Source organism: Pannonibacter sp. I15F10I1 (assembly GCF_900185665.1).
GTDB classification, from domain to species: Bacteria; Pseudomonadota; Alphaproteobacteria; order Rhizobiales; family Stappiaceae; genus Pannonibacter; species Pannonibacter indicus.
The window spans coordinates 142,124-157,827 of record NZ_FYAN01000028.1 but is presented as its reverse complement, the minus strand read 5'-3'; the positions used below and the strand labels follow the sequence as shown (position 1 = coordinate 157,827).

At 65.0% G+C, this 15,704-nt stretch carries 13 protein-coding genes; 2 read left to right on the top strand and 11 right to left on the bottom strand.

Going from position 1 to position 15,704, the window contains the following annotated elements; translation table 11 throughout:
- Window positions 1-3 precede the first annotated feature (3 nt).
- The 7 genes from IF10I1_RS19300 to IF10I1_RS19270 all read right to left on the bottom strand — a co-directional run bounded on the left by IF10I1_RS19300 (window position 4) and on the right by IF10I1_RS19270 (window position 8,062).
- A complete protein-coding gene (locus IF10I1_RS19300; protein ID WP_186391441.1) occupies window positions 4-1,131 on the bottom strand; it encodes a hypothetical protein in 1,128 nt (375 codons plus the stop codon).
- Window positions 1,132-1,390: 259 nt separating this feature from the next.
- Window positions 1,391-3,175 (bottom strand): SulP family inorganic anion transporter, encoded by a 1,785-nt coding sequence (locus IF10I1_RS19295; RefSeq protein ID WP_186391440.1) that lies wholly within the window; start codon window positions 3,173-3,175, stop codon window positions 1,391-1,393.
- Window positions 3,176-3,502: 327 nt separating this feature from the next.
- Window positions 3,503-4,396, bottom strand: coding sequence for an MBL fold metallo-hydrolase (locus IF10I1_RS19290; RefSeq protein ID WP_186391439.1), 894 nt, complete (start codon window positions 4,394-4,396; stop codon window positions 3,503-3,505).
- A gap of 23 nt (window positions 4,397-4,419) precedes the next feature.
- Entirely contained in the window at window positions 4,420-4,878 is a 459-nt protein-coding gene (locus IF10I1_RS19285) for a YeeE/YedE family protein (protein ID WP_186424615.1), read from the bottom strand.
- A 5-nt stretch (window positions 4,879-4,883) separates the two neighbouring features.
- Window positions 4,884-5,315 (bottom strand): YeeE/YedE family protein, encoded by a 432-nt coding sequence (locus IF10I1_RS19280; RefSeq protein ID WP_050473613.1) that lies wholly within the window; start codon window positions 5,313-5,315, stop codon window positions 4,884-4,886.
- 105 nt (window positions 5,316-5,420) lie between these two features.
- Window positions 5,421-7,442 (bottom strand): bifunctional DedA family/phosphatase PAP2 family protein, encoded by a 2,022-nt coding sequence (locus tag IF10I1_RS19275; RefSeq protein ID WP_186415197.1) that lies wholly within the window; start codon window positions 7,440-7,442, stop codon window positions 5,421-5,423.
- 146 nt (window positions 7,443-7,588) lie between these two features.
- On the bottom strand, window positions 7,589-8,062 hold the full coding sequence (locus tag IF10I1_RS19270) for a low molecular weight phosphatase family protein (protein ID WP_186415196.1): 474 nt from the start codon (window positions 8,060-8,062) through the stop codon (window positions 7,589-7,591).
- Between the two features lie 287 nt (window positions 8,063-8,349).
- Here IF10I1_RS19270 and IF10I1_RS19265 point away from each other — a divergent pair, with 287 nt between their 5' ends.
- Window positions 8,350-10,035 (top strand): tannase/feruloyl esterase family alpha/beta hydrolase, encoded by a 1,686-nt coding sequence (locus IF10I1_RS19265; protein ID WP_208994293.1) that lies wholly within the window; start codon window positions 8,350-8,352, stop codon window positions 10,033-10,035.
- A 123-nt stretch (window positions 10,036-10,158) separates the two neighbouring features.
- Here the strand turns inward: IF10I1_RS19265 and ptsP are convergent, their stop codons facing one another.
- The 4 genes from ptsP to IF10I1_RS19245 are packed head-to-tail and all read right to left on the bottom strand — an operon-like array spanning window position 10,159 to window position 14,362.
- Window positions 10,159-12,150, bottom strand: a complete 1,992-nt coding sequence (gene ptsP, locus IF10I1_RS19260; RefSeq protein ID WP_186424614.1) for a phosphoenolpyruvate--protein phosphotransferase — start codon at window positions 12,148-12,150, stop codon at window positions 10,159-10,161.
- Window positions 12,151-12,184: 34 nt separating this feature from the next.
- Window positions 12,185-12,472 (bottom strand): PTS sugar transporter subunit IIB, encoded by a 288-nt coding sequence (locus tag IF10I1_RS19255; protein WP_050473617.1) that lies wholly within the window; start codon window positions 12,470-12,472, stop codon window positions 12,185-12,187.
- 16 nt (window positions 12,473-12,488) lie between these two features.
- On the bottom strand, window positions 12,489-12,956 hold the full coding sequence (locus IF10I1_RS19250; RefSeq protein WP_122522450.1) for a PTS sugar transporter subunit IIA: 468 nt from the start codon (window positions 12,954-12,956) through the stop codon (window positions 12,489-12,491).
- Entirely contained in the window at window positions 12,953-14,362 is a 1,410-nt protein-coding gene (locus IF10I1_RS19245) for a PTS galactitol transporter subunit IIC (protein ID WP_186391435.1), read from the bottom strand. The genes IF10I1_RS19250 and IF10I1_RS19245 overlap by 4 nt, the downstream gene beginning before the upstream one ends.
- A 297-nt stretch (window positions 14,363-14,659) precedes the next feature.
- On the opposite strand from IF10I1_RS19245, the gene IF10I1_RS19240 reads away from it, so the two are divergent.
- The gene (locus IF10I1_RS19240; protein WP_186391434.1) at window positions 14,660-15,637 is read left to right on the top strand and encodes a sugar-binding transcriptional regulator; all 978 of its coding nucleotides are present in this window, start codon (window positions 14,660-14,662) and stop codon (window positions 15,635-15,637) included.
- The last annotated feature ends 67 nt before the right edge of the window (window positions 15,638-15,704 follow it).

The window sequence follows — 15,704 nt, the reverse complement described above, 5'->3', positions numbered from 1 at the left end:
ATTTCAGCTTTCCGGCAGGTTGATGCCAAGCTCTCCCGCCAGCGCCAGAACCTTTGCGTCATGGGACATCTGCGCGGCGAGAGACCTCAGCAGGTCCGCCGCTGCCTCCTGTCTTCCGAGGTCCGCCATCCAGCGGATGCGGGCGAGCGTCAGGTCCTTGCGCCAGCGCTTGGGCAGGGCAGCTAGGCCGGGATGGCTGGCAATCTGTGCTTCGGCCTCTGTCATCAGGGCAAGAGCGGCTTCCAGATCTCCGCACGCGGCGGCCGCATCCGCCCTGAGGCGCAAGAGCCCAATGTGATCAGGGGCAAGGCCTGCCAGATGCAGAAGCTCTGCGTCCTCCGGCACGACGCCTTGCGCCAAGAGTTCGGCGGCCTGCGAAAACCCGGCATGGAACGCAGGCGGCAGCGGCTGCAGCAGATCGCGGGCGGCCAGCTCCGCCGCCGGATCGCGCTCGAAGGTCCGGATGATCTTGCGGATCACGTTCAGCGCGTAGAGATGGTCATGGCTGGCATGGCAGGAGGCCAGTTCATGCACGTGGATGCCGGCCATCGCCGGGACTTCCGCCTTGCGGCTGAGCACCCGTGCCGCGCCTGCGGCATCAGCGGCATCGAAATGGCCGAAGTAGAGATGCAGCGGATGGGCGGGCGGGGTTTCCAGCCTTGCGAACTCCGGGGCAAGCGCCAGCGCCTCTGCCGGTGTGCCGGGGTGTGGCAGGCCGTAATCCGCGCTCTGGGTGCCGGGGCGTCCGGGCTCCAGCTCCGGGCCGAAGCTGTGCACCTCGCCATCTCCCCGGCGCAAACCCGCCGCCAGCGCCGCATGGCCGCCCATGGACGAGCCATAGTGGATGATGCGCGAGGGTTTCGCCTCGGCCACAGCGGCGTCAATCGCCGCGTCGATGGCCTCTGTCTGCCCCTCATACCAGCGCCAGCGCAGGTCATTGAGGAAGAGGCAGGCATGGCGCGTGTCCATGAACAGCCGCTCCAGCCCGAACCGGCCTTCGGGCACGCGCACCTGCGAATAGACGACGGCCAGAACGCCGCTCCCGCCGCTCTGCGGGCCGGATACGAACCGCTGCCGGAGGCTCGCCTCGGGCGGTTCTTGAGCGGGTATGGGCTTGGGCATCTGTTCCATGGCCGCGACCCTTGCCCGGGTGATGTGCGGAAGGCAAGTGAAAGGTGGATTGGGGCAGACAAGGCGCCATGGCCGCTTGCCGGCGAATCCGCAGCCCCTCCATCGTCATCCCGGCCCCCGAGCCGGGACCGGTGAGCCGGGGTACAAGTTGCTTGCCCCAAAAGGCATAACCGGGAGATCGTGGTTCACCGGCCCCGGATCTCCGCTGCGCTTCGTCCGGGGTGACGATGGAAAAGCTGAGGGTTGAGCTCCCCCACCCTCAAATCTCCGGCCCGTCCCACAGCGTGCTCATGGCGCGGCGTTTGGGGTGGCGGGATTCGGAGACGTGGGCGGTTTCGGGGTCGAGGCTGCACAGGGCGTCATATTGGGTGAGAAACACCTGCCCCGTGAGATGATGGGTGAAATCGGTGCGGTTCAGCCGGTCCATCACCGGGCCCTTCACCTCCGACAGGTGGAAGGTGACGCCGGAATCCTTGAGCCGCCGGTTCAGCTCCTCCAAACTTTCGAAGGCGCTGGCGTCGATCACGTTGACGGCGGTGCACATCAGCACCACGTGGCGGATCGCCGGGCGTTCGGCCACCAGTTCGAGAATGCGGTCTTCCAGATAGCGGCTGTTGGCGAAGTAAAGGCTTTCATCGACGCGGAGGGTCAGCACCGCGCTGCCGGTCACCACCTTGTGGCGGCGCACATTGCGGAAGTGCTCCGTGCCCGGCACGATGCCGACGACAGCCATATGCGGGCGGCTGGTGCGGAACAGATAGAGCAGCACCGACAGGATGACGCCCGTGGTGACACCCGCTTCCACACCCACCAGCAGGGTGACGAGAATGGTGGCGGCCATGGCGGCAAAGTCGCTGCGCGAATAGATGAAAGTGCGGCGCAGGGCCGGAAAATCCACCAGCGACAGCACGGCGACGATGATGGTGGCGGCAAGGGTTGCCTGGGGCAAATTGGCGAGAAGCGGTGTCAGGAACAGGGTGGCCAGCGCAATGCCCACGGCGGTATAGGCGCCTGCTGCCGGGGTTTCTGCGCCTGCATCGAAATTGACGACCGAGCGGGCAAAGCCGCCGGTCACCGGATAGCCGCCCGAAATGGCCGAGGCCACATTGGAGGCGCCAAGGCCGATCAGTTCCTGATCCGGCAGGATGCGCTGGCGCTTCTTGGCCGCCAGCGTCTGCGCCACGGACACCGATTCCACGAAGCCGATGACGGAAATGAGCAGGGCAGGGCCCAGAAGGTCCAGCCACAGCTTCGCATCAAAGGGCGGCAGCACGGGTGTGGGCAACCCGCCGGGAATATGGCCGACAAGCTTCACCCCCTCGCTGCCGAGGTCGAAGGCCGCAGCCAGAAGGGTTGTCACGGCGACGGCGGCGACAGGACCGGCCTTGGCGATGCTGTCCGCGAGCCTTGGCTTCAGACCGGCACGGATCAGAAGCGGCTTCAGCCCCTTGCGCACCCAGAACAGGAAGCCGATGGCCGGGATGCCGATGGCAAGCGTGATGAGATTGATCTGGTCAAGACTGGCGGCCAGAGACGAGGTGATTTCCACCAGCGTGGTGCCGCCGCCCGGCACGCCGAGAATGTGTTTCAGCTGGCTGGCAGCAATCAGCAGGCCCGAGGCGGTGATGAAGCCGGAGATCACCGGATGGGACAGGAGATTGGCGAGAAAACCCAGGCGGAACAGGCCCATGACGATGAGAATAAGCCCGGAGAGGAAGGCAAGCGCAATGGCCGCGCCCAGATATTCCGCCGTGCCCTGCGCCGTCAGTTCGCCCACGGCAGAGGCCGTCATCAGCGACACCACCGCCACCGGTCCCACCGCCAGCGCCCGGCTGGTGCCGAAGATGGCATAGGCCACCAGCGGCAGGATGGAGGCATAGAGCCCGACCTCTGCCGGCAGCCCCGCCAGCAGGGCATAGGCCAGCGACTGCGGGATCAGCATGATCGTCACGATCACGGCGGCGATGAGATCATTGGTGGCGGCCGCCCGGTCATAGGTACGGCCCCAGTCGAGGATCGGAAGATAGCGCTGAAGCCGGTTCATTGGGGGGCTCTCTGGAGGGAGAAAACGAAGAACATGTCTTTTGCTGGCACAGAGTCTCCGCCCCCCTCCCCCAAGGTGGGGAGGGGTGAGGGGTGGGGGGCTGTGAGACAGCAATTTAGGGCCACGTCTGATCTAGTTGCAAAAGAGCTGCCGTAGGGTGACCCACTGAACTCGTGCCGGGCTGAGTGTCTGCGCCCCCCGCCCCTCACCCCGCCCCACCAGGGGGCGGGGGGCGGTGAAGCCCTGCCATGAAACACGCCTTCAGGATCGTTCCGCACTGTGATCAAGACTTGCATTCATTCCTGACGCTTTGACCGCAAACGCTCCTTAAAGTCCGTTGACCGGAACCTTGAGGAAGGTCTTGCCGCTGTCATCGGCGGGGGGGAGCTGACCGGCGCGCATGTTGACCTGCAGCGAGGGGATGATCAGCTTCGGCATGTCGAGTTCGGCATCGCGCGCCGTGCGGAAGGCGATGAATTCCTCGCGCGTCTTGCCGCCGCCCACGTGGATGTTATGCGCCTTTTCCTCACCCACCGTGGTCTCCCACTGGATGTCACGGCCATTGGGGCCGTAGTCGTGGCACATGAAGAGGCGCATGCCGTCCGGCAGGGCGAGCACCTTCTGGATGGAATCGTAGAGCGTGCCCGCATCCCCACCGGGAAAATCGGCGCGGGCCGAGCCGCCGTCAGGCATGAACAGGGTGTCCCCGACGAAGGCGGCATTGCCCATCACATGGGTCATGCAGGCCGGCGTGTGGCCGGGGGTGTAGATGGCAAAGCAGGTCATGCTGCCGACCTGATAGGTGTCCCCATCCTCGAACAGCCGGTCAAACTGGCTGCCGTCGCGCTGGAACTCAGTGCCCTCGTTGAAGATCTTGCCGAAGGTTTCCTGCACCACGGTGATCTGGCTGCCGATGCCCAGATTGCCGCCCAGCTTGCCCTGGATATAGGGCGCGGCAGACAGGTGGTCGGCGTGGACATGCGTCTCGATCAGCCATTCCACCCTGAGGCCGTTCTCCTCGACGAAGCGGATGATCTGGTCCGCCGAGACATAGCTGATCCGCCCGGCGGCATAGTCGATGTCCATGACGCTGTCGATGATGGCGCAGGCCTCCGAGGCTGGATCCTTCACCACATAGCTGATGGTGTTGGTCAGCGGATCAAAGAAGGCGGTGACCTCGGGGTTCACCGTCATGTCAACCGGATAGGACTGCGTGCTCATGGTGTTTCTCCTGAGGGGTCAGGTCATTCGCCGGATGCGAGCTTCGGACGCGCCGGTTTCTGCTGCGCCTGCAGCATGCCGATGGCCCGGGCAGCCAGCATACCCGCGACGACGGCCGCAAAGGTGATCCACGGTTCACTCTGGCCAAGCCCGAGCGCGGGCACAAGCCCGCCGGGGCAGAAACCGGACAGGCCCCAGCCGATGCCAAAGACAGCCGCGCCGCCGATGAGCTTCGGATCGATATCTTTGCGGGTGGGCACCAGATAGCGCGGGGCGAGCAGCGGCGCGCCGCCCTTGCGGAAGAGGATCTGGTAGCCGGCGGCTGTCACGGCGAGGGCGCCGCCCATGACAAAGGCAAGGCTGGGGTCCCAGGTTCCGGCAATATCGAAGAAATTCAGAACCTTGGCCGGATTGGCCATGCCCGACAGCAGGATGCCGAGGCCAAAGACGAGGCCGATCGCAAAGGCAGAGAGAATACGCATGGGTCTCAGCCTCCGAAAACGTGACGGACAAGGAAGACGGTTACCGCGCCGGTGGCCATGAAGGTCAGCGTGGCGGCGATGGAGCGGGCAGAGAGGCGCGACAGGCCGCAGACCCCGTGGCCGCTGGTGCAGCCGGAGCCGAAGGTGGCGCCGATGCCAACCAGAAATCCACCGGCCACCAGCGCAAGTGTGGAAACCGGCACAGCGATCTGCGGCATGCTGCCGGTCGCGGCCATGACTGTGAGGGGAGCGGCGATCATGCCGGCGATGAAGGCCATGCGCCAGCCCCGATCACTCTCGCCCGAGCCCGGCAGAAACCCGCCCAGAATGCCGGTGATCCCGGCGATGCGGCCATGAACGGCCATCAGGGCAACGGCGGCAAGGCCGATGAGTGCGCCCCCTGCCAGCGACAGGAGCGGCGTGAATTCGGTTGGCATTCTGACCCTCTCTTCATATGCCTGAAGGTGGCCGGAAACGGCCACTTGTTTCATACATAGGAAACTAAGCGGGCCATGCCAAGACGTATTTTCAATTAAGTGAAACTATCGAGCCGCCGGTGGTGGGGCAGGGACCAGGGTCACCGCCGATCCATCCGGGCGCTGGCGCTCCGTCGCACCCGGCAGCTGCAGGAAGGGATTGCGGTCCGCCGGCGGGGCGGCCTGTTCCGTCTTGGGGGCGGAGAATTCTCCCAGAGGATGCAGGATCTCTTCCGAAATGATGCCGCCAGCATAGAGGGGGCTGAGGTCCTCTCCGCTCCCGATAACGAAGCTTGTGGGCCACAGACGCAGCACCTGACGGATATCGTCCTTCTTGTCCGGCGCATGGCTGTTGCGGATCATCACCAGGGCGGCATAGCGTCCATAATGGGTCCGTGGCAGGGCGGGCAGAACCTCCGCGCTCGTCTGGCCTTCAATGAACCCGGCCGCAGATCTTACGGTCCAGGCCGGAGCCTTTTGCCAGCCCTCCTGTTCCAGCCGGCGGGCAAGGGTGCCGAGATCTCCGGCATATTGCACGATCAACGGCTCTTCCTCATCGCCGCTGAGACCGACGCGGCGCGGGGCAACGCGGGTCCAGCCGCTGTCGAGCCAATCCGCCTCGTCCAGCACCTGCTCGTTCGGCACGGGGCTGTAGGTGGCAAGGGCTGCAGGCAGGTTGCGCGTGATGTGCCAGCCGCCGAACACCACGAAGGCACTGGCGACAATCGCCACCAGCACGCCCCGGCCCACCTTTTCGTTGTGGACATGGCCAAAGACGAAGGCAAAGGCGGAGACCATGGCGGTGCCGAACAGCAGGCCCGCCAGCACATCGCTGGTCCAGTGCACCCCGAGATAGACCCGGGAGAAAGCCATGGTCAGCACATAGATGGCGGTGATGGTGAAGATGCCGGCCTTGGACCAGGCCGAGCGCTCATGGGCGATCAGCACGGCAATGATGCCGAAAATGACCGTGGTGACCGTCGTATGGCCGGAGGGAAAGCTGAAGCTGTGCACACCGTCGCCAAAGACATTGGGCCGGTCACGCACGACGAGAGCCTTCATCAGGGGCACGAACAGCGCTGTCGTGCTGACAGCGATGAGGAAACCGGTGCCCCGGCGCCAGGCCTTGCGGCCAAACAGATAGGCTGCGACCAGCAGCGCAAAGATGGTCAGCAGAAAACCATCGCCCAGCATGGTGATGGGCACGAGGATGCGGTCACCCAGCGGCGAGCGCAGGCTCTCGAACAGGTTGCGGATCGCCAGATCCGCCTGGGTCAGGCTGTCGCCCGGCGTCAGCTGCGTCACCAGCCAGAAGAAGGCCGGCATGGTGATGATCAGCAGGAGCGCGGATGCCAGCATGCCGGTGGAGCGGGGATGCTGCGGATCGAAAGAGCGGGCCACCCACTGCGAGACCGGGCCGGGACGGCGGGCAAACCAGCCGATGATGGCGCCATGGGTGCCGGCGAACAGCGGCATGATGATCTGGATGAGCCAGCGGCCCAGCATGATCACGACAAAGAGAATGACGCAGAGCACGCCCAGCATCACCGCCAGACGGCCGCTGACCTCGCCGATGGCACTCAGCGCCGTGCCGGCAATGAAGCCGGGACCGAGGTGCGAGACGGCCCAGGCGATGGCCGAGGTGACGTTGACGAACGTGAAGTACCAGGCATCCATGCCCACCATGCCGGCGATGCCCGGCACGACGGATTTCACCCCCGGCACGAAGCGTCCGATGAAGACGCTTTTGCCGCCATGCAGGCGGAAGAAGGCCTCGCCCCGCTCCATGATGCTGGTGTAGCGGGACAGCGGCCACACATTGCGCAGCCGGTCCTTGTAGAAATAGCCGACCCAATAGGAAATCGCGTCGCCGGCAATGGCGCCGAGGGTGGTCCACAGGAAGATCGACACCGGATCGAGCTTGCCGAGCCCGGCGAGCGCGCCCGCGCCGACCAGCACAACGGTGCTGGGCACAAAGAGGCCGACAATGAAGAGCGCCTCGCCCATGGCGATCAGGAAGCAGATGAGCCCGGCCAGTTCGGGGTTATCCCCAAGGAACGTGACGATCTGATTGAGATACTCGGTCAAGAACGGCTTCCACCTGATCGCAACATCTATGCAGCGCCAATGCACGGCCAGAAGTTTCGCGGGCCAAGGCCGCCTGCATATAAGTATCGGCCTATGTGCTCAACAGGTATCTAGCACCAGAAAGTTTCGGCAAGGTGCATGCGGCTTCAACAGGATGCGAGGAGCAGTTCCTGCGCCTGCCGCTCTACGGGGGCTGTCTGCTGGGCCAGCGTCTGGTCGATGCAGCGGCGGATGCGGCGGAAATACTCGCTGCAGGCCGCAAGGCTTTCCGGACGGCTGTCAGCCTCGCAGGCCGCCACCTGCCACAGGGTGCGGCGCGGGTTGCCAGGCCAGTCCGGCTGATGGCCGCCGGCCACACTGTCCGTCAGCGCCACCACGCGGTCGGGCTGCGGCGCATGGGGCAGCATGAAGATGTCCCAGCTCTTGGGCTCAAGGCCCTGCGCGTCCAGGCCATGGTCCTGCAGCAGGCGGCGCACCAGCGGATGCAGTGTGCCACGCGGATTGGGGCCCGCAGAAAAGGCACGTATCCCCTGCGGCGCAAGGCTGTTCAGATAAGCTTCGGCCAGCGGCCCGAGAAGGGCGTTGTCCGGACAAACGAAAAGCACAGTCGACGGGGTCATTCCAGGCCTCTTCGAATCATCGCCCCTTGGGCGCCTGTTTAGTCAGATGACACTACGGACGTGTGACAGCGGCAGTTCGTGCAAACCCGGACGCCGCGGCACGGCCGGCAAGGTGGCGGGCGTATGGCTGTAGTGCGGTTTTGACTTGTCCAGCCAAAAGGACGCCCGTTAGCATACGACCTGCAATACGGATTGCGTCCGGACTGCACTTGCTGGCTGTGACCACAGGAGGAGCTGAGTCACAGGCAGGAAACGACGCAGACCGGATTTTGTTTCGGGAGGACGGAATGAAATTCAGACAAGCCTTGCTTGCCAGCCTGCTGGCGGCGCCGCTGCTGCCTGTGGCAGCCACGGAAAACGTGCAGGCGGCGGCAGATTGCGCCGCCGCTGCGGGCCTGTTCCAGATCGAGGGGCTGGACGTCACCGGCAGTGAAGCGGTTGCCAGGGATGCCGCGATTGGCCGCTCCGATATGTCGCCCGTTTCCCATTGCGCGGTTCAGGGCAAGCTGGACCAGCGCACGGGCGTGGATGGCCAGACCTACGCCATTTCCTTTGAACTGCGCCTGCCGGAAAACTGGAACGGCGGCTTCGTGCATCAGTTCAATGGCGGCAATGATGGCCGCGTGGTGCCCGCCCTTGGTCAGGTGCTGGGCGGCGACAGGAGCCAGACGGCGCTTGGCCGCGGTTATGCGGTCGTCTCCAGTGATGCAGGGCATGATGGCGCAGCGGTGAAGGATGCAGGCCTTGCGGGCGGCGCGCGCTTCGGCTTCGATCCTCAGGCCCGCAGGGACTATGGCTATGGTGCCGTGGCCCGGCTCAACCCGGTGGCGTTGCAGATGATCGAGGCCTTCTACGGCCAGCCGGTGCAGCGGTCTTACGGGCTTGGCAGCTCCAATGGCGGCCGCCATGCCATGGTGGCTGCGGAACGGATGCCCGATGCCTTCGACGGGCTGCTGATTGCCTATCCCGGTTTCAATCTGCCCAAGGCCGCCGTGCAGCACGCCCACGACCTGCAGGCACTGGCCGCCATCTCCGGTGATATCCGCACGTCCCTGTCAAAGGACGATACGGATGTTCTGGCGAGGGGAATTCTGGACGCCTGCGACGGGTTGGACGGCCTGAAGGATGGTCTGGCGCAGGATATCGATGGCTGCCAGAAGGCCTTTGATGTCTCCGCGCTTGCCTGCAAGGCCGGGCAGGAAACCGGCTGCCTGGGCCAGTCCAAGATTGATGCGCTGCAGACGATCCTCAAGGGGCCGCACAACAGCAAGGGGGAGCAGCTTTACGCCCCCTGGGTCTGGGATGCCGGCATGGCCTCGTCCAACTGGCGCATGTGGCGGGTCAACAGCGAAGCGGAAGCCTTTGCCAATCTGCCGCGTATCGTGGCGCTGGGTGCTCCTTCGCTGGCGCAGATCTTCACCACTCCGCCCACCCGCGTCGAAGGATCGCCCGAAGCTTTGATGGCCTATCTTGCCGCCTTCAACTTCGACACGGACGCGCCGAAGATCTTTGCGAAGACGGATGAGTTTCCCGAATCCGCCATGGAGTTCATGACCCCGCCGGGCGCGGATAATCCGGATCTGACTGCGTTCCGGGCTGCCGGAGGCAAGATTGTCCTGTTCCATGGGGCGGGTGATCCGGTGTTCTCGATCCGCGACACGGACACCTGGTTCGAAAAACTCTCGGCCAATAAAGGCGCGGAGCTGGACGGCTTCATCCGCTACTACCGGATTGCCGGCATGCCCCACGGCGCCAGCGGCCCCACGGCAGACGGTTTCGACTTTTTCGCCTCTCTGACCGATTGGGTGGAAAAGGGCGAAGCGCCCGGTGCGGTGATTGCCTCCGTGACGGACGGCAACAAGGAGGGCATCGCGGCGCTGGGCAAGGTGACGCGCAAGCTCTGCCCGCATCCGCAGGTGGCCCGCTACACCGGCAGCGATCCGGCTTCGGCGGAGAGCTTCACCTGCCAGTGAAACCCCGTAATACCAAGGCTTTCGACGCTGACGCATCACGCCTTGAAGATGCTCAAGCGCCGCACGGGCTTAACCAAGAAAAATGCCCCGGAAGCGGTCTTCCGGGGCAGGTGGCGTCTGACCTCAGGGGATCTGAGGCGGGGAGGAGAGGGTGGCAGCGCCGATGGCCTGCTTGATGCGGGGGATGGAGGCTGGCGCCATGCTGAGCTCGCGCACGCCGGCATCGAGGAAGGTTTGAAGCAGGCTTGCATCGGACGCAGCCTCGCCGCAGATGCCGCACCAGATGCCATGGGCCTGCGCCGCTTGCGCCACCATGCGGATGGCGCGCAGAACAGCCGGATGGTCCGTCTGGCAGAGGCTTGCGACGGACGGGTTCATCCGGTCGGCAGCCATGACATATTGGGTGAGGTCATTGGTGCCGATGGAGAAGAAGGTTGTCACCGCCGCAAGATCATCGGCGATGAGCGCGGCGGCCGGCGTTTCCACCATGGTGCCGAGCTCAAAGCTGCCGAAAGCCTTGCCCTCTGCCGTCAGCTCGGCCTCGCAAACGGTGATGAGCTGGCGGGTGCTGGCGATTTCCGCCGGATCGCTGACCATGGGCAGCATCACCTTGAGATCGCCGTAAGGAGCCGCGCGCAACAGCGCCCGCAGCTGCACCTTGAACAGACCCGGATTGGCGAGGCACAACCGGATGCCGCGCAGGCCGAGGAAGGGATTTTCCTCCTGCGGCACCGAAATGCCGCGCACCGGCTTGTCGCCGCCGATGTCTAGGGTGCGGATCACCACCGGATGGCCGGGGAAAGCCTCCAGCACGGTCCGGTAGGTGGAAAACTGTTCTTCCTCATCCGGCAGGGCGGTACGCCCCAGGAACAGAAATTCGGTGCGCATCAGGCCGACGCCCATGGCGCCGTGCTCCTTTGCCAGCTCAATGTCCTTCGCCGAGCCGATGTTGGCGGCCACAATGACCGGTGTGCCATCGCGCGTGACAGGCGCGACATCCCGGAGCGCGGAGAGCCGCTCCGCCTCGGCGCGGGCCTGCGCGCAGCGTGCCGTGAACTCCTCCGCGACATCAGATGACGGGTCCGGGTAGACCAGCCCCGATGTGCCATCCAGCGCGACCGACCCCGCTGCGGCTAGCTTGCCTTGCGGATCAGCCACACCGAAGACGGCAGGAATGCCGAAGGCCTTCGCCAGAATGGCGGCATGACTGGTGGCCAAGCCGTTGCGGCAGATGAGGCCGCCGGTGCGGCGCAGATCTGCCGCGCCGATTTCCAGCGCGGTCAGATCCCCGGCCACAATGACCGCCCCTTCCGGGCAATCGGCGAGAGACACCGGCTTCAGGCCGTTGACGGCAAGTGCCAGCAGCCGGGCCACCGCATCCATGTCTTCGGCGCGGGCGCGGGCGTAAGGGTCCGGCAGGGCAGCGAGGGCGGCTGCCGTCTCGCGTCCGGCGGTCAGAATGGCGGTGATGGCCGGTTGTCCGTCAGCCACACGGGCGGCAATGGCTGCGGCCCAGTCTGCGTCTTCGGCAAGACTGGCAATGGCGGTCAGAATGTCTCGGGCTTGAGGCGATGCCGCGCGGGCGGCGTCATCATGGATCTGCAGCAGCAGCCGGACGCGGGCGCCCTCAACTTTCTCCAGCTCTGCGCTGCGGGCTTCCGGCGGGGTGGGGCCGGCCGGAGCCTGCAGCGCGGGCTGGATGAAATGGAACACCGGACCGATGGCAGGTCCGCCACCCGTACCGATGCCTTTGAGGGCGCCAGCGGGCCCTGCGCCAGCGGCAGGAGCGCATTCCTCAGCAGGCACCGGGACTGCTTCGCTGGCTATGGATGCGGGCGCTTCCGCCGGTTCATGTGCCGTTCCGCCTGACAGAAAGCCGGAGACGGCGGACAGGGCCTCGGCGGCGTCCGGGCCGCTGGTGCGCAGCTCCACCTCGTCGCCTTCCTTGACGCCAAGCAGCAACAGCTTCAGCGAGGAGCGGGCCGGAGCGGTCTGCGCCCCGGCGCCGATCACGATCTCCGCCTCGAAGCCCTTGGCGAGGCGGACGAGCTCGGCAGCCGGGCGGGCATGCAATCCCCCCTCGACGCCAACGCGCAGGCGCTTCATCGTCTCCATCGGTCCTGTTCCGTCTTCTGGTCTTTGCGTCCGCTCAGCCTGCGAGGATCTTGGCGATCTTCTCGATTTCCGCATCCCGGCCAATGCCAGTAAGGAAGGCGAGCGTGACGATCGCGGGCTTGGGCAGGTTGGGCGGCAGCGGCGTGGTGGAGACGACGAGATCGGCCTGATCGATCAGGCTGGGCACCTCGGTTGCCTTGCACTGCCGGGTCTCGATGCGGATGCCGCGGGCGGCCATGGCCTCTTCCAGGCTGTTGGCCACCACGGTGGATGTGGCGACGGCGGTGCCGCATGCCACGAGAACGGTCTTGGTCTGCGCCATCAGTTTCCTCCTGTTGTTATTCTGCGCTGAGGAGAGCCATCGCCTCCTGCGGGCCGGATGCGTCCATCAGCTTGCGGATGCGCTCCCCATCCTGCAGCAGTCTGCCGATGGATTGAAGCATGCCGATCTGTTCATCCTTGCTCTTCAGCGCCAGCGCGAAAACCACCCGCACGGCCAGCTGATTGTCCGGATCATCCATGCTGGCAAAGGCAACAGGTTCCGCCAGCGTGGCGATGGCAATGCCGGAGCGGATGACATGCTGCGGATCAGTGTGGGGCACCGCCACCGCCAGCCCATCTTCCATCGGCAGTCCGGTGGGCATCACCTTTTCCCGGTCGATGACCGCCTGCACATAGGTGTCTGCGACAAGGCCCTTGGCCCTGAGGTGACCGGCCAGAAGGCCGATCACCGAGGTTGCGTCCTGTGCCTGCGCCTTGAGGAAGATACCGTCCTCTACCACGCAGTCTGCAAGGGATTGCGTCATGCATTCGCTCCGTTGGCAGCATCGTCTTCACCGCCTGCCAGCTTCTCCAGCGTGGCGCGCTTGGTGACAAGGGCGAGCAGGGCCGCGGCAGCACAGATGGCAAGGATCACCAGTCCGAGGATGCCGAACACCTGGACCAGTTCCAGCGTTGCCCAGACAAGCCAGACAAAGCCGTCACCGATGGCCGTGATCTGCGAGGCGCCTTCCGGCATGGCAAAGCCGGAGGATACCGCAGCCTTGGTGAAGAGCGGGGCCAGTGCGCCAGCCATGTAGAAGCCGAGGCCCAGTGTAACCGTGCCGATGATCACCATGCGCAGCACGTTGCCCCGCACGATGGGTGCGGCCAGCGCCACGACGAAGGGGATCACCGCCAGATCGGCGAAGAGAATGACCCGGTTGCCCGGCAGCACCACCGACAGGAAGATGGCAATCGGCACCAGCAGCAGCGAACTGGAAATCGCCGCCGGATGGCCGATCAGAATGGCCGAGTCGAGGCCGATGTTGATCTGGCGGCTGCCGGCGCGCTTCTGAACGAAGTCGCGGGCGGCTTCCGAGACCGGGATCAGGCCTTCCATCAGGATCTTCACCATGCGCGGCAGCAGCAGCATCACGGCGGCAAGGTTGATGCCGGTCTTCAGCACCTTGGTGATCATGCCGGCGATATCATCCGGGTTCCAGAAACCGATGGTGCCCAGCACCACGCCGATGACGAGACCCAGAACCACCGGCTCACCCAGCACGCCAAGGCGCTCCTGGATGTGATCAGTGCTGAGATCGATGTCACGCAGGCCCGGGATACGGTCGATGACCCAGTTCACGGCAACGGCGATGGGCAGGATCTGCACCGACAGGAGATGCGGCACCGAAACACCCGGCAGGCCATAGAAGCGCTGCACGGCCTTGGCGCTCCAGTCGGCGAAGATGAGGCAGATGACGGCGATGATGGCGGCAGCGGCAAGGCCCATGCCGAGCGAATTGGTGGCCGCGACCACCAGCGAGCCGACGAAGGCAAAGTGCCAGAAATTCCACACATCCACGTTCAGCGTGCGGGTGAGGCCGGCGAGCAGCATCACGACATTGACGGCAATGCCGATAGGGATGATCCAGAGGCCGACCTGCGAGCCGAAGGCAATGGCGGCCGAAGACGGCCAGCCCACATCGACGATGTCGCGGGTGACGCCGGTGTTCGTGGCAATGGCCTGCGCCACCTCGCTGAGGTTGGTCCACATCAGGCCGATGACGAGATTGATGCCGATGAAGGCGACACCGATGGTGACACCGGCGCGGAACGCCTTGCCCGGGCGGGCGCCCAGAACCACGGCAATGATGAAGATGATGATCGGCAGCAGAACCGTCGCGCCCAATCCGTCGACGACAGTCTTCAACCCTGACAACAGGCTATCCATGATTTCCTCCTCCCGAAGTTCTGGCCAGGCGTCCGGGCCTGCCCGGGACGGAGAGGTCTTGATGCCGCTTGCGCTCTCCCTCCAGGGCGCCTGCCGCACTCTCCGCCAGCCTGATGCACAGATCTCAATCCGGCAAAGGATCGGTCAAATGTGCATCTTATGCACTTTTGTCTAAACCCGGAGGTGGATATGTGTCAAGTGTGCTCCGGTTAAACATTTGTTCAGGTTGCTGTGGCGCGCTGTCTGCATCATCTAGATGCAAGGTGAAATGTTCCGGCAAGTCTCGAGGGAGGAAACATGGCAAGACCCAAGTCCGGTGATGATGATCTGGGCGTGCTCGCCGCATGGCTCTATTACGTCCATGGACTGGGGCAGGAACAGGTGGCCCGGCGGCTCAATCTGTCGCGCACCAAGGTCACCCGGCTGCTGGCACAGGCCCGCGACACGGGGCTGGTGAAGATCTCCGTCGAGCATGAAATGGCGGAAACCCTCGCGCTCAGCGACTGGATCAGCCAGCGCTACGGGGTGGAGGAATGCGTGCTGACGCCGCCGCTCGAAGCCCAGTCCTCGGAGCCGGAGCTGGCCGAGCGGCTGGGGCGCGAGTCGGTCGGCATTGCCGCCAGCAATTACCTGTCCCGCATTCTGTTGAGCACGCCGGACATGATCCTGGGCGTTGCCGGCGGACGGACCATTGCCCGCATGGCCGATGCCATGCGCCAGCTTTCCAAAAGCGACTGCCTCGTGGTGGCAATGATTGGCGCCTCATCCATCGACGATGGGGTGAGTTCCTATTCGGTGGCTCTGCAACTGGCCGCCACCATCGGCTGCCCGGCCCGCACCCTGCCCCTGCCGAGCCACGTCGGCAGCCCGCAAACGCGCCAGGCACTGGAGCAGGACCCGGTGCTGCGGGCGATGCTGGACAAGGGAGAGACGGCAGCGCTCAATCTGCTGAGCTGCGGCGGCGTGCAGCCGGGCGGCACCTTCTTCAGGCTGGCGGGCATCGGCGCTTCAGAGGTGAAAGAGGCCATCCGGGCCGGGGCAGTGAGCGAAATCGGCGGCTTTCTGCTCGCCGCAGACGGCTCTCTCGTGGACTGCGCCCTCAACGAGCGCCGCGTCGGCATCTCCTTCGAGGCACTGAAACGCGGCACCAATGTCATCATCGCTTCCGGCGCCCGCAAGACCGAGCCCCTGAAAGCGGTGATGAAGGCAGGTCTTGCCCGCACCATCATCATTGATCAGGAAATCGCCCAGGCGCTGGCCCGCAAGGGGGCGTAAACAGGGCGTGAACTGGGCCTGAGACATCCGCGCTGGGACGAAGTCCGCTCCTGCGGGAGGAAATCCG

Excerpts from the sequence above, each read along its gene's own strand:
- IF10I1_RS19280 (WP_050473613.1), bottom strand. The coding sequence starts at position 5,315 with ATGCCAACCGAATTCACGCCGCTCCTGTCGCTGGCAGGGGGCGCACTC.
- IF10I1_RS19245 (WP_186391435.1), bottom strand. The coding sequence starts at position 14,362 with ATGGATAGCCTGTTGTCAGGGTTGAAGACTGTCGTCGACGGATTGGGC.
- IF10I1_RS19295 (WP_186391440.1), bottom strand. The coding sequence starts at position 3,175 with ATGAACCGGCTTCAGCGCTATCTTCCGATCCTCGACTGGGGCCGTACC.
- IF10I1_RS19290 (WP_186391439.1), bottom strand. The coding sequence starts at position 4,396 with ATGAGCACGCAGTCCTATCCGGTTGACATGACGGTGAACCCCGAGGTC.
- ptsP (WP_186424614.1), bottom strand. The coding sequence starts at position 12,150 with ATGGAGACGATGAAGCGCCTGCGCGTTGGCGTCGAGGGGGGATTGCAT.
- IF10I1_RS19300 (WP_186391441.1), bottom strand. The coding sequence starts at position 1,131 with ATGGAACAGATGCCCAAGCCCATACCCGCTCAAGAACCGCCCGAGGCG.
- IF10I1_RS19270 (WP_186415196.1), bottom strand. The coding sequence starts at position 8,062 with ATGACCCCGTCGACTGTGCTTTTCGTTTGTCCGGACAACGCCCTTCTC.
- IF10I1_RS19255 (WP_050473617.1), bottom strand. The coding sequence starts at position 12,472 with ATGGCGCAGACCAAGACCGTTCTCGTGGCATGCGGCACCGCCGTCGCC.
- IF10I1_RS19250 (WP_122522450.1), bottom strand. The coding sequence starts at position 12,956 with ATGACGCAATCCCTTGCAGACTGCGTGGTAGAGGACGGTATCTTCCTC.
- IF10I1_RS19285 (WP_186424615.1), bottom strand. The coding sequence starts at position 4,878 with ATGCGTATTCTCTCTGCCTTTGCGATCGGCCTCGTCTTTGGCCTCGGC.
- IF10I1_RS19265 (WP_208994293.1), top strand. The coding sequence starts at position 8,350 with ATGAAATTCAGACAAGCCTTGCTTGCCAGCCTGCTGGCGGCGCCGCTG.
- IF10I1_RS19240 (WP_186391434.1), top strand. The coding sequence starts at position 14,660 with ATGGCAAGACCCAAGTCCGGTGATGATGATCTGGGCGTGCTCGCCGCA.